Source organism: Streptomyces sp. TAA486 (genome assembly GCF_000426165.1).
This window is the reverse complement of the sequence record NZ_KE384504.1, coordinates 104056-117605: the sequence shown is the minus strand read 5'-3', so window position 1 is coordinate 117605 and position 13550 is coordinate 104056. Positions and strand designations below refer to the sequence as shown.

Annotated in this window: 12 protein-coding genes; 10 read left to right on the top strand and 2 right to left on the bottom strand. The window is 71.6% G+C overall.

All coding sequences use genetic code 11. The annotated features are described in order from the left end of the window. Nucleotides 1–294 precede the first annotated feature (294 nt). Both I004_RS0130220 and I004_RS37095 read left to right on the top strand, forming a co-directional pair. Nucleotides 295–540: a hypothetical protein gene (locus I004_RS0130220; RefSeq protein WP_158677151.1), complete on the top strand. Its 246-nt coding sequence runs from the start codon at nt 295–297 to the stop codon at nt 538–540. A 150-nt stretch (nt 541–690) separates the two neighbouring features. Then, nucleotides 691–1647 (top strand): LysR substrate-binding domain-containing protein, encoded by a 957-nt coding sequence (locus I004_RS37095; RefSeq protein WP_078511944.1) that lies wholly within the window; start codon nt 691–693, stop codon nt 1645–1647. Nucleotides 1648–1740: 93 nt separating this feature from the next. Here the strand turns inward: I004_RS37095 and ddaH are convergent, their stop codons facing one another. Both ddaH and I004_RS0130205 read right to left on the bottom strand, forming a co-directional pair. Then, complete coding sequence (ddaH, locus tag I004_RS37090) at nt 1741–2640, bottom strand: dimethylargininase (RefSeq protein ID WP_078511943.1); 900 nt, start codon at nt 2638–2640, stop codon at nt 1741–1743. A 108-nt stretch (nt 2641–2748) separates the two neighbouring features. After that, nucleotides 2749–4011, bottom strand: coding sequence for an AMP-binding protein (locus tag I004_RS0130205; RefSeq protein WP_028438525.1), 1263 nt, complete (start codon nt 4009–4011; stop codon nt 2749–2751). 336 nt (nt 4012–4347) lie between these two features. On the opposite strand from I004_RS0130205, the gene I004_RS0130200 reads away from it, so the two are divergent. From I004_RS0130200 to I004_RS0130165, 8 genes are all read left to right on the top strand, one after another. Further along, entirely contained in the window at nt 4348–5661 is a 1314-nt protein-coding gene (locus tag I004_RS0130200) for an AMP-binding protein (RefSeq protein WP_028438524.1), read from the top strand. Further along, nucleotides 5661–7451: a prenyltransferase/squalene oxidase repeat-containing protein gene (locus tag I004_RS0130195; protein ID WP_051345610.1), complete on the top strand. Its 1791-nt coding sequence runs from the start codon at nt 5661–5663 to the stop codon at nt 7449–7451. The genes I004_RS0130200 and I004_RS0130195 overlap by 1 nt, the downstream gene beginning before the upstream one ends. A 14-nt stretch (nt 7452–7465) precedes the next feature. Continuing rightward, the gene (locus I004_RS0130190) at nt 7466–7888 is read left to right on the top strand and encodes a hypothetical protein (RefSeq protein WP_028438522.1); all 423 of its coding nucleotides are present in this window, start codon (nt 7466–7468) and stop codon (nt 7886–7888) included. After that, nucleotides 7885–8187, top strand: a complete 303-nt coding sequence (locus I004_RS0130185; protein WP_028438521.1) for a phosphopantetheine-binding protein — start codon at nt 7885–7887, stop codon at nt 8185–8187. The genes I004_RS0130190 and I004_RS0130185 overlap by 4 nt, the downstream gene beginning before the upstream one ends. 8 nt (nt 8188–8195) lie before the next feature. Further along, on the top strand, nt 8196–9230 hold the full coding sequence (locus I004_RS0130180; protein ID WP_028438520.1) for a hypothetical protein: 1035 nt from the start codon (nt 8196–8198) through the stop codon (nt 9228–9230). A gap of 3 nt (nt 9231–9233) precedes the next feature. Next, a complete protein-coding gene (locus I004_RS37085; protein ID WP_051345609.1) occupies nt 9234–10847 on the top strand; it encodes an aromatic amino acid ammonia-lyase in 1614 nt (537 codons plus the stop codon). Beyond that, on the top strand, nt 10835–12079 hold the full coding sequence (locus tag I004_RS0130170; protein WP_028438519.1) for a 3-deoxy-7-phosphoheptulonate synthase: 1245 nt from the start codon (nt 10835–10837) through the stop codon (nt 12077–12079). Before I004_RS37085 ends, I004_RS0130170 begins: the two co-directional genes overlap by 13 nt. Nucleotides 12080–12162: 83 nt before the next feature. Then, nucleotides 12163–13452, top strand: coding sequence for a biotin carboxylase (locus I004_RS0130165; protein ID WP_028438518.1), 1290 nt, complete (start codon nt 12163–12165; stop codon nt 13450–13452). Nucleotides 13453–13550: the final 98 nt, after the last annotated feature.

The following is a 13550-nucleotide window of genomic DNA, read 5'->3' as shown; positions in this document are numbered from 1 at the left end:
TACACGTGTGCGCGGCACGTGAGCGGAATATGAGCCGTCACGGATCAGGGCGACGTCATGGGGCACGAGCGGCCCGGCCGAGCTCAACTCAGACAATGCGCACATTGGCGGCAATGAATCCAGGCGGCATGGGTTCGGAATTCAATAACAAACGTCATTTCTTTCGGCCGATTCAACGGAGTCGGCGCGGCCTGGAATCCTGCCGAGCCCGTCGAGCGTGACGTCAGCGGGCCTGGTCCGCCGGACAGTTGCTGGGTGCGCCGAATCCGGACCGGCAGGTCCAGGTGGTGGTGGTTGGAGGTATTTGCCACCATTACAGCGCCCGAACTGCGCGTGTTCCGCCGCCGTTTCGGCCACCCGGGCATCGTGCGCCGCCGCGCCGGAGCCGGAACCGCTTCGAAGACGGAGGTCGTCTTCTGCGGCGGAGAGGTGGCGGAGGGGTGGATGCGCGGCTCCCGGTGGACCGCGAGCACACAATGTGCGTTCCTCGTCACCTGGTGCAGCGCAGGGAACATCGGTACGCTTCTGGGCGACTCGTGACGTAACATCAGACATCACGGCCGTAGTGGGATCTCGTAGCAGCGCGAGGCCGCTGCGACCGCCGTCGCCTTCCCGGAACCGGCCGCGCTGCCCTGCCGGTGTTCATGTTTGAGACCTTTCTGTTTGCGGGACGTCGGGGGTAGTCCCAACATGGATATTCGTAGTGCCCGTTACTTTGTGGCTGTCGCCGAAGATCTGCATTTCGGTCGCGCGGCGAAACGATTGCACATAACCCAGCCCGGTCTTTCCCAAGGCGTGAAGGCACTTGAGAAGGCCATCGGCATGCAGCTCTTCGAACGGGGCCGGCAGGGCGTGGCGCTCACGGCCGAAGGGGAGGCTCTGCTCCCGGAGTTCCGAGAGTTATTGGCCCGTGCCGACGCCGTCGACGCCTTCGTGAAAATCCTCGCAGAGCAGTTCCACGGCAGTCTCACGGTCGGATACACGAGATCCGCCGGTCTGGGCCGGGCCTTCGACTTGATCAGCCGTTTCCGAGGCGCGTGCCCGCGATTACGGATACAGACCTCCAGTGCCTCCAGCAGCAGCAATCTCGAGGCCATTCGCGAACGCCGCCTCGACGTCGGGTTCGTGCGGCCCCCTCTTCCCGATGACGCGGAAGTGGAATCCGTCAGTGTCGGCCGGGAAGCGGTGCTCGTGGGGTTGCCCGCGGGGCACCGGCTGGCACGCTCGGCCGAGGTACGCAGACAGGACCTGGTGGGCCTGCCGCTGGTGTACTTCTCCGAGTCCGCGGGCGGCCTGTGGCATTCCATGCTCGCCGCCGTCTACGGCGGCCACTACTTCCCCGAGATCTGCCGGGAGGAGCCCGACGTCCCGCACATGCTCGCCGCGGTCGCCGAGGGTGCGGGCATCACCCTGGTCACCGAGGGTTCGGTGGCGATGCTCGACGTTCCCGGCGTGGAACTGCGCAAGCTGTCCGGCTCGCCGAGTGTCGGGCTGGACCTGGCGTGGCGTGCGGACAACACCAACGCGGCGCTGCGCACGTTCGTGGAGTTCGTACGTGCCGAAGTCGCCGGTTCCGCCCCGGGCCTCACGCCGCGCGCCGCCCAGCCGGAGCCCGGCGCCGGGATGAGGCGCTACGACGTGAACTGAGCCCGTCCGCCCCGGAGTTGCGCGGGCGTGCGGCGGAGCGGCCTCCGGGGCGCAGGCAGAGTGTACGAGCGTCCCGGAAGCCGCACAGGCACGTCAGACGACGCAGGCGGTCTGCGCCGGCGCCGTCGCGGCAGTTCCGGCCCTGCCCGGTCCCTGCTCACGCCCGCAGGACGGCTCCCGGATCTCCAGAGTGCAGCACTTCACGCTGCCCCCGGCCTTGAGCAGCTCCGAGAGGTCGACGCCGTGCGGTTCGTAGCCGCGTCGGCGCAGTTCGGTGATGAGTCCCGTGGCGGTCTCGGGGAGCACCACGTTCCGTCCGTCCGAGACGGCGTTCAGGCCGAACACCTCGGCGTCGTGGGCCGAGGCGGTGATCGCGCCCGGGAAGAGTTCGCGCAGCACGGCCCGGCTGCCCTCCGAGAAGGCGTCCGGGTAGTACATGACCTCCTCGCCGAGCACGGCCAGTGCGGTGTCCAAGTGGTAGAAGCGAGGGTCGGTGAGGGTGAGGCCGACGACGGGCCGGCCGAAGAGCTCCTGGGCCTCGTGGTGGGACCGAGGATCGGTACGGAAGCCCGTGCCGGCCAGGATCCAGCGGTCGGTCGTCAGATAGTCGCCCTCGCCCTCGTTGACCCACTGCGGCTCGTGGACGCGGTCGAAGCGCCGGTCGCGGAACCACTGCGCGTAGGCGGGCCCTTCGGCCGCCCGCTCCTCGTTGCGGAAGCGCGCGGCCAGTACCTTTCCGTCCACGACGGTGGCGCCGTTGGCGGCGAAGACCATGTCGGGAAGGCCGGGCAGCGGGTCGATGAGCTCCACGGTGTGGCCGAGACCGGTGTAGAGGTCTTTCAGCTTCTCCCACTGCGCGACGGCCCGGTCCCGGTCCACCGGCTTCTCGGGGCTCATCCACGGGTTGATGGAGTACTGGACGTCGAAGTAGGTGGGTCTGCACATCAGATAGCGACGGGGCCGTGCGGTGCGGGCGGCGGAGGATTCGGGCATGGCGACTCCATGGATGAGGGCTGGCGAAGGGATCGGTTCGGGCGGCAGGAAGTCCGCCCGCTGCGGCGCCGGGGCGGATACGGGCCACGCCGCCTGCAGCGAGCGTGCTCAGTCCAGGGGCGAGTCCTTGACCAGCAGCGGCGTCTTCTGTGAGCGCTCGTTGATGCTGAAGCGCGGCGTGACGCGGACCCAGAAGGCCTCGGGCGCCTCCGTCTCGACCTCGTAGCCCATCCGGTACACCTGCGTCAGCACCGTTTCCTTGACCCGCGCCTCGACCTCGTCCGCCTGCGCGCCGTCCCGCACCTTCACGCGCAGTTCCATGCGCTCCGCGGGAGCGCCGTGGTCGAAGAGCGCCACCTGCACGCCCATGACGTCCGGGTCCTTGAGGGCCGCCTCCTCGATCTCCTGCGGCGTGACGAGGATGCTGAGGAACTTCATCTGAGGGTCGTCGCGGCCCAGCACGCGCAGCGCGGGCTCCGCACGGCCGCAGGCGCAGGAGGTGAACTCGCCCCGGTCGCCGATGCGGTAGCGCACCACCGGGTTGACGCACTCGGGGTGCAGGTTGGTCACGAATATCAGCCCGTCGTCGAGCTCGACGTGCTGGTAGGGCACGAGGTGGAAGGTGTCCATGGCGCAGCCCGGGCCGTTGTGCCCGATCACCCACGTCTCGGTCGAGCCGTAGCAGCCGTACAGCTCCGCGTCGGGCAGGATGCGCCGCGTCACTTCGAGGGCCGCGGCGCCGAACGGCTCGCCGGTCCACAGGAGTTTGCGGAATCCGGGGGTGATGCCGGCGTCGACGCAGGTCTGCAGCAGGTGTGCGATCTGGCTCTGGGTGGCGTTGAGCGCCGTGGCGCCCAGACGGTGCACCATGCCCATCCATTCCGGGAGTTGGCGGTCCTCGATGGCGCCCAGCGGAACCGTGACGGCGCCCGACGAGTGGGCCAGCGCGTTGAAGAAGGCGTGCGAGGAGCAGAGCCGGCCCGGGGTGTCGTAGTTGACCAGCACGTCGTCGGCGGACAGCGGGTCCCAGACCGTGCGGATCTCCTCGATCATCTGGCCGCTGGGCACGAGGCTGAGTTTGGGAGCGGACGTGGTGCCGCCGCTGCCCAGAACCAGGGAACCGTGTGCGCGCTGCCGCGCCCTGAGCACGGTCTCCGGCAGCGCGGTGCGGAAGTCGTCCTTCGTCAGGACGGGAAGGTCGCCGAGAGCCGGGTCCGGCAGCGAGCGCGCCTTGTCGTAGAGGTGGCTGAGCGAGGGCAGGTCGCTCATCCGGTCGAGCAGCCGGCGCACGACCTCCGGCGACAGCGCGCGGTCGTGCTGCGCGCGGTCGCGGTGTGCCGTGGCGGACTCTTCCGAGGAGGTGATGGCCATGCGGGACGGTCTCCCATCGCACGTTGCCGCAAGAAGTACGGCAGGAAAGCAGGACCCCTCGAGTGCGCCACGAATTACCAGAGTTGTCCAAGAGAACTTCGCACGCCTTGAATAAGTGATTCCTATTGCGGCAGCTAGGCGCTGTGTGGCCCGATTGGCCACCTCGCTTCATAACCGGCGCTTCTGGTGGTCGTGTCTCCTCGTATTGGACGGTCGGCCCGGCGGTGCTGCAGCATTGCGTTCGCTTCCGGCTGCAACCAGGCGGCCGGTCGGATTCTCGGAGGGTTTCGCCTCCGCAGAAGTCGTCTGTCTTTTCTGTGAATTGAGGGGTGGCTCGTGCTGGTCCGGGACCGTGCGGGACTGGAAATGATGCGCTGCGCTCAGGAGGAATTACGTACGCTGCGCGGGAATCCCGTTCCCGAGGATTTCCACGGCGGAAAGATCGCCGCGGTCTGGGACCGGGCGAGGAAGAGCCCCGCCTTCCAGGGGCTTCCGGATTTCTCCTGGGAGGAGTTCGGCGGCCTGCCGGTCATGACGAAGGACCAACTGAAGGCCGATCCTTGGAACTTCGCCGTCACGGGGGTGTCGGGAGCGGCGAAGTACTACGAGACCACGGGCACCACGGGACGGGTCACGCCGACCCCGCGCCTGGCCGAGGACGTCATCTGGAACACCGTCTCCGTGGCGGAGGCGTGGCGCACGATCCTGCACGACGACGACCGTGTGGCGGTGTTGCTGCCCTCGGACGTCGTGCCCGTCGCGGACCTGATCGTCTCCGTCTGCGAATACCTGGGCCTGCCGCACAGCCGGCTGTACCCGTTCGCCACCGGAATCTCCGACTGGGACAGGCTGCTCGCCTTCTGGGAGAACCTGCGCCCGACGACGCTGTTCGTCTCGCCGGGCGTGATGCTGCAGCTCACGCGCCTCCTCAAGCAGCGCGACCTGATGGAACGGCACAGGCCCGCGGTGCGCAACATCATGCTCCTCGGAGAGGTCAGCACCCCCGCCCTGCGGGCACGGCTCGGCCAGTGGTGGGGAGCCGACGCCCACGACGCCAGCTACGGCAGCACCGAGACCGGAACCCTCGCGGCGGCCTGCCCGCGTGGCAGCCTGCACCTGCTGACCGGCACCAACTACTTCGAACTCGCCACGGACGAGGGCCTGGTGCCGCTGCCCGCGCAGGGGTCCGGCCGCCTCGTCGTCACACCGCTCAACCTGTACGCCCGTCCGATGCTGCGGCTGGACACCGGCGACGACGTCAACATCGACGCGGGCGGCTGCGACTGCCAGGACCCGGCACCGGTGATCGTGGTGTGCGGACGCAGCAGCGAGACGATCCGCATACACGGCGCGCAACTGAACATCCTCGGTGTGGAGAACGCCGTGTACGGCGCGACCGAGGCCACCGGCTACCTCGTCGAGCTCGAGGCCACCGGCGACTTCGGACGTCTGCTCCTTGAACGCGGCATCGGGGCGGACCGCTCGGCGGAGCCCGCCGCCATCGAGGCCGTGCAGCGCTACTCGGAGAAGGAACTCGGCCTCCACTGGGACGCCGTCGCCTTCGTCAACTCCCTGCCCAGCACCACCAAGAGCGGCGGCTCCCAGAAGAGCTGGAAGCGCTCCAACATACGCGTGGTGGAGCAGGCCTGATGAGCGCCCTCACACACGCACAGCCCGTGCCCGCCGCCCTGTCGCAGAGCCGTGCCGCCGGCACCGGCGAACCGGACCTGTGGTGCACCTACGCCGCGATGCGCACCCTCGCCTGGCTCGGCCGCACCGCCGAGGCCGAGGACGCCGAGGCGACGGCCCGCTACCTGCGCAGCAGACGCAACTCCGACGGCGGCTACGCCTGGTCCGCCGGCATGCCGTCCGATGCGTGGGCGACCTTCTACTGCACGCAGGCCCTCGCCGACCTCGGCCGCCCCCTGCCCGAGCCCGACGGCACCGCACAGTGGCTGCGCGGCACCTGGACGGCGGACGGCACCGGCGCGGCGTACGCGATGGCGCCCGGCCAGGCGCCGGACGTGTGGGCCACGCACTTCTCCACCCGCAGCACCGTGCGCATCAGCGAAGACGGCGTGCCGGACAGGGCGCAGCTGCTGGCATGGCTCGGCGCTCTCCAGCGGCCGGACGGCGGGCTGTCGTGGAGTCCGGACTCGCGGACCAGCGATGTGCGTGCCTGTCACTACGGTGCCGCCGCCTGGTACGCGCTGAACGGCGTCGCCCCGGTGGACCCGCCGTGGGACGTCGCGGCGCTCACCCGCTGGCTGTGCGAACAGCAGACCCCCGAGGGCGGTTTCCGCTTCTCGCCGGAGGCGGACGTGCCCTGCATGTGGGCCACGTACCGTGCTACGGCGGCACTGAACATCCTGGGCGCTTCCCCGGGCCGCCCCGTCGAGCCGTGGATACGCGAACTGCGCGGTGCCTCCGGCGCGTTCGTGCGCTGGCAGGGCTACGAGGTCGAGGACGTCTGGGCCTCGTTCTGCGCGGTCGGCGCGCTGCAGGCCGTCGGGGCGCCGACCGATGACGTCGCCGACGCCGTGGTCGCCCGCATCTGCGCACTGCGCTGCCCGGGCGGCGGATACACCTACCGCGAACCGGAGCACGCCGCCGACGCCCTGAGCACCGCCGCCGCCGTGCTCGCGGACGGGACGGAGCCCCCGGGGTCCCCGGAATCGTCCGAGCCTTCGCAGTCATCCGTGCGTGCCGCCCGCATCGCCTGGCTGGAGAGCTGCCAACTCCCCAACGAGGGCGGCCTGATGTACATGCCGGCCCGCGGCAGCGAGATCCGCTGCACCCTGTGGGGCCTGACCGCCGGAGCGTTCGCCGGTGAGGAGGCACAGCCCGCGCGCAGCCGCATCGCCCAGTGGGTGCGCGGTATCCAGAACCCCGACGGAGGCTTCGGCTTCTGGGAGGGGCGGGGCTCCGAACTGCTCTCCACGGCGGCCGCGGTCGGCGTCGTACGCCACCTGGGTGCCGCCGTGCCGGATTTTCTCGACGCCGCTGCGCTGCGCGCCTTCGTCTCCCGCTGTCTCGGCCCCGATGAGTGCACCGCGGCACTGCCCGGCACCGAACCGACCCTCCGGCAGGGCCTGCAGGCGCAGCGCATCCGGCACGCACTGGGCGAGGGCTCCCCGCACGCCGTGACGTCGCTCCTCGAGCGGCACCGGGTGCGCGGCGGCGGCTGGGCCAACACCGGTGCACGGCTGCCCGATCTGCTCTCCACGTACGAGGCGGTCGCCACCGCGGACCTGTACGGGCTGTCCCTCGACGCCGAGCATCTGCGGCGCTTCACCGACCGCGTGCACAGCGACGGCGGCACCGCGTGGAGCCCGCTGGCACCCGGCAGCGGAGGACCGCTCGCCGACGCGCTCGGCTCCCTGCTGCGCCGCCGCGTCGACGGCGCGCTGCGCGCCCTCCCCGACCTCGTGCTCTCCTGACCAGGAAGGTCTCCATGCCCACGATCGAGATCAGCGGCCCCGACCTCGCGGTCCCGGCCCGCCGCACGGTGGCGCTGCGCCTCACGCGCTGGTTCACGGGACGCGGCGTACCGGGCGGACACGTGGTGGTCCGCTTCTCCGTCACGCCGCCGTCCACCGTCTTCAGCGGCGGCATGCCCGTCGACGCCCTGCCGCACGGCGACGAAGGCCTGCAGCACGCGTCGGTGACCGTGTGCGTGGGGCCGGACCGCGACGAGGACTTCCGCACGGAGCTGGCCGCCGAGATCGCTTCGGCGCTGGAGATGAACGAGCAAACCCCCTTCCTCTACATCGAGTTCCGGGAGACCGATCCCGGCCGCGTCCATCTCGCCCACCAAGGAACGCTGCGACAGGCCGGAGAGGCCCTTGCCGCCGCTCAGGGAAAGGCACTGCGATGAGCAACTGCACCATTCCGGCGTACGACGAGACGCTCTCGCGCGTGCGCGAGGTCCTCGGCGAACTGCTCGGCGACGGCCCGAGGTCCGCGGGGGAGGACCAGCCGCTGACGGAGGTGCTGGGCGACCGCTACGACAGCCTCGCCGCGCTGGAGTGCGTCTCCCGGGTGGAGAACGCCTTCGGCATCGAGGTCGACTTCGTCGCACACGACGTGCGCTACTCCTTCGCGACGCTCCGGCGCATCGCCGAGTTCGTGCAAGGCGAGCTGGAGGACCGCGCCGTACTGGAAAACCGCGCGTGAACGCCTGCGTGACGGACAGGCCCGTCCTCGATGCCGAGATCCCGTTCGACACCTCGGGGCACACCGGCGAACCCGTGCGGTGGTGGCGGACGCCCGAACAGCTCCGTGCGGAGGTGGAGCTGCTCGTCGCCACGGTCGTCGGCGAGGTGGGCCAGGTGGTGACCCTGGCGCCGCCGGAACACCTCTTCGGAAGGCTTTTCGGCGTCGAACTGCCCGCCCTGAAGGGCATCGAGGTGCATTCCGCGTGGCAGGACCCCGTCACGCCGCCGACGTGGCGCCCCGGCGTGCCGTCGCTCTTCGTGTGCCTGCCCGCGAGCTGGGTGGCGCTGCGCAGCCTCGCGCCGCGTATCGCCGAACTGCCGCGCGCCGTGGCCCTGCACAGCGCCGGGCCGACGACGCCGCACACCCGGCAACTGGTCGGCGCGCTGCGCGGGCACCCCTTCCGGGCCGTCGAGCTGTTCGGCTCGACCGAGACCGGCGCGGTGGCCTCCCGGGAGGTCGCCGCGGACGCAGGGGACGAGGAGCCCTGGCGGCTGCTGCCCGATGTGCACGCCGAACTGCCCGCCGAGCCGTCCGCAGAGTCGACTGAGCGCAGGCTCACGGTGAGCTCGCCCCGGCTGGCACGGCGCGACGGAGAGGACGCGCCGCCCGCCTCATGGCAGATGGGCGACCTCGTACGGCCCGCGGGGGAGCGGCAGTTCAGCTTCGTCGGCCGCACCTCGCGGCTGATCAAGGTGAACGGGCTCCGCTGCGACCTGGGCCGCGTGGAGCAGACCGTCGCCGCGGCGCTGCCGGGCCTCGACGCCGTGTGCCTGCCGGTGCGCGACGCCGTACGCGGGGAGCACTACGAGCTGGTCTGTGCCGACCCGGCCGGAGGGCTCGACGCGACGTCGCTGTGGCCGCTGCTGCGACGCGCCCTGGGCGGCACCCCGCTGCCCCGGTCGCTGCGACGCGTGGCCCGCATACCCCGAAGCGCCACGGGCAAGCCGCTCACGCATCTGCTGACGGCCCCCGCCGCCACGGCAGCGACGGCGGGTGAGTGACGGATGACGACGGAACTCACCGAGGCGCCGCGTGAACTTCCCTGCCCGGTCGGGGAGTTGCTCGTCCACACGGCGCCCGGCGGCAAGCTGGTGCTCACCCGCGAAGAGGAACAGCGCATGCGGGCATCCGCCTCGGCGCTCGCCCGCATCGCAAAGGACCGCCCGGTCTACGGACTCACCCGCGGCTTCGGCCCGTTGGCCGAGTACGCAGCCGACGAGGACCCCCGCGAGCAGGGGCTCGGACTGCTGGACCACCTCACCGCCGGACAGGGAGCACCGCTGCCGCGCGACGTCGTACGCACCATGGTCTGGCTGCGGCTGCGCGGGATGACCCAGGGGCACTCGGCGGTCGACGTAGAGGTGTGGCAGACCCTCGCCGAGCAGTGGGACCACGGGCTCACGCCCGTGGTCCCGCAGGAGGGCAGCCTCAGCGCGAGCGGCGACCTGGTGCCGCTCGCCCACGCCGCGCAGGCCGCGGCCGGACGCGGCGAGGCGTGGCTCGAACTCGGCGGCGAGCAGCGGCGTGTGCCCGCGGCAGAGGCACTTGCCGCCAACGGCCTGCCCGCGGTGCGCTGGGACGCGCGTTCCGCGCTGGCCTTCGCGAACGGTTCGGGTGCCTCACTGGCGCGGGCCCTGCACAACCACGTGCGGCTGGCCGCCCTGGCGCGTGCCCTCGCCTCGGCCACCGGGCGCGCCGCGGCGCTGCTGGGCTGCAACACGGAGGCGTATGCGGACGCCCTCTCGGCGGTGCGGGGACACCACGGGCAGCGGGTCGCCGCCGCGCTGGTGCGCGAGGAGATGCACCGCACGGCCGCCGGCAGTGCCGGGCAGGAGGGTGCCGGCACCGCGCCGCGCAGGCTCCAGGAGCCGTACTCGCTGCGCTGCGCGCCCCAGGTCGTCGGCGCCGTGCTCGACCAACTCGCCGCGCAGGGACGGATACTGGCCGCCGAGGCGGAGGGCTGCACCGACAATCCGGTGCTCGTCGACGACGACGTGCTGCACGGCGGCAACTTCCACGCCGCGCCGGTGGGCCTGGCCAGCGAGCAGCACGCCCTGTGCGTGCACCAGCTCGCCTACCTCGCCGAGCGGCAGCTCGCGCTCGTGCTCGACCCGCAGCACAACGGCGGGCAACCGCCGCTGCTGGCGGAACGGCCCGGCAGGGACAGTGGGTTCGCCGGCGTCCAGATCGCGGCGACCGCCCATCTGGGCGCCCTGCGGCAGCGCGGCTATCCGGCGTCCTTCACGCCGGTGCCGACGAATCTCGGCAACCAGGACCACGTACCGCTCGCCCTCAACAGCGCCAATGCGGTGGCTGAGATGACGGAACGGGCGTGGTGGATCGTCTCCTCCCTGTTCCTCGCCGTCACCCGGCTCGCCCACCTGACCCGGGGCGGCACAGGCGCCGGTGGACACGGCGACGCGAGGGGCGGGGACGGCGATGGCGGGGACTCGCTGTGGGCCGAACTCGCCCGCGACTGGCCCCCGTTGACGCGCGACCGGCCGCTCGCCGGCGAGGTCGCCGCCATGGCCGGCCGCATCGAGGCCCACTACTCCCGCGCCGGGGAGCGACACGGCGCGAACGACGAGGATCAGGAGTACACCCGGTGCCCAGCGTGACACTCGGAACCCGGCTTGCCGCCGCGCAGCAGCCGCAATGGGAGGACGAGGAGGAACTCGTCCTGGCCGTGAAGGAGTTGGCGACCAGGCCCGCTCTGGTGAGCGCGGGCGACTGCCACGAGCTGCGCCACCGGCTGGCGGCGGCGGCCCGTGGAGAGGAGTTCGTCGTACAGGGCGGCGACTGCGCCGAGCGGTTCGCCTCCTCCGCGCCCGGCGAGGTGCGGGCGAAGGCGCAGCAGCTCCGGCGGCTCGGCGCCCTCGTGCGCGAGCTGTCCGGGCTGGAGAGCGTCCTGATCGGCAGGCTCGCCGGGCAGTACGCCAAGCCGAGGTCGAACCCGACGGAGACGGTCGGTGAGCACGTACTGCCCGTCTACCGCGGTGACGCGGTCAACTCGCCGGAACCGCTGCCCGAGGCGCGACGGCCCGACCCCGCCCGGCTTGTGCGCGCCTATGACCACGCCTCCGCGGTACACGGGACGCTCGGAACACCCCGAGCGCCCGAAGGAACTCGCGGCCCGGCACCGCACGGTCCGGAGCGGACCGGCGAGACGGAGCGGGCCCGCAGCGCGCAGCAGCGCGAGGCGGTCTTCACCAGCCACGAGGCGCTGCTGCTGGACTTCGAGGAGTCGTTGGTGCGTCCGGACGGGGTCGTCGGCGGCTCCTACGGCTCGTCCGCACACATGCTGTGGATAGGTGAGCGCACCCGCCAACTGGACGGTGCACACGTGCACTTCGCGGAGCAGGTGAACAACCCGGTGGGCGTGAAGCTAGGCCCGTCGGCCGACCCGGCGGACGTGCGCGCACTGTGCAAGCGGTTCGACCGGTACGGCCCGCCCGGCCGGCTGACGCTGATCAGCCGCATGGGGCGCGGAGCCGTCGCGGAGCGGCTTCCCCGGCTGATCGAGGCGGCGGCTCCCTTCGCGGGCCGCGTGGTGTGGCTGTGCGACCCGATGCACGGGAACACACTGCCGCACGTGTCGGGGCGCAAGAGCCGCGTACTGACCGACGTCCGCGAGGAGGTGCGCGGCTTCTTCGCCGCACTGCGCGAGTACGGCGCGTACCCGGGCGGCCTGCACCTGGAGACGACGCCCGAGCCCGTGACCGAGTGCGTGGGCGAACGCGACGACCTCGAACGTGCCGACGCCCTGACCCGCTACACCTCCGCCTGCGATCCGCGTCTCAACGCCGAACAGGCCGATGAACTGGTGGCGTTCGCCGCCCGGCTGCTGTGACCGCCGAACGCACGGACCCGCGTACACCGACCGCCCAGACAGCCTTGCCGGCAACGCCCGGCAGCCGACGGAGAGAGAAGCACGTGACAGCCCCGAGCGCACCGGACGACAGGCCCCACATCGTGGTGATCACCCGCTGGCGGGAGCACTACGCACAGTACGAGCGCTACCTCGACCACGACACCCACGCCGTCACCTACGTCGCCAGTGGCATCGCACTCGGCTCCGTACCGCCGGCCGCCAGGGAGGTGGCCCCCGTACGGCGCACCGACGACCTCGAGGAGGTTCGTGCGGCCGTGCACGCTCTGGCCGGCAGGCACGGGCGGCCGGCCGGGATCGTCGCCCTGAAGGAGGACGACCTGCTGGTGGCGGCGCAGCTGCGGGCCGACCTGGGATGTCCCGGCCAACTCCCCGGGGACCTGCTGCGGTTCCGCGACAAGTACCTGATGGCCTCCGCGATCGCCGACGCCGGGCTGCCGGTGCCGGCGTGTGCGCCCGCGCCCCGACCGGAGGCCGTCGCCGGCTTCGCGGAACGCCACGGCTGGCCGGTGGTGCTCAAGCCGCGCACGGGCAGTTCCAGCGCCGGGGTCACCGTGCTGGACGGGCCGGACCAGCTCGCGGCCACATCCTGGTCGGAGCCGTCGCTGGTGCAGGTGTGCAACCCGCATCCGATCTACCACGTGGACGGTGTCTTCACGGGCGAGGAACTGTCCACCTGGCGTGCCTCCCGCTACGTGAACTCCTGCCTCGGCTTCCGCGAAGGGCTGTTCCTCGGGTCCGTGGAGGAGGACGACGCGGAACTGCTGGCCGTCATCGGTACGTACACGCGGCGGTTCCTCGCGGCGCTCACCGACCGGCCCACGCCGTTCCACCTGGAGGTGTTCGTGGACCGGGCGCGGCTGCGGTGCGAGTTCCTGGAGGTGGGCGCGCGCGTCGGCGGTGCGGAGATCCCCTTCATCTGGCGGGAGTTGCACGGCTACGACCTGATGGAGGCCGCCTTCCGCATCCAGCTCGGCGAACCCGCGCCGCCGGCCCTGCCCGCGGCCCCCGGCGGACCCGGCGCAGGCGACGGCCACGGTCCGGAGCGCGGCGGCTGGCTGCTGATCCCCGCACCGGCGGAGAAGCCGTGCCGCATCACCGAGGTGACGCCCATGACCGGCCGGGAGCCCGGACCGTACAGCGAGTCCCTGCTGAGCGTCGGGGAGGTGCTGCCCGCGGCCGACGCCTACTACGAGCACGTCGGCGGCCGGTTCCGCTTCCGCGGCCGCGACAGCGGTGAGGTCGAGAAGGCCCTCGCCGCCACGGCCGAGGCGTTCCGGGTGACCGCGGAGCCGGTGCGGGACGAGGACCTCGTCGCGGCCGGATCCCCGTGAACGCCACGACGACAATCGGTTCCGGACGGGACCGGAACGAACACACGACACGGCGGAACACGCCCGGTCCGGCCGACCGGACCGGGCGGCACACAGCA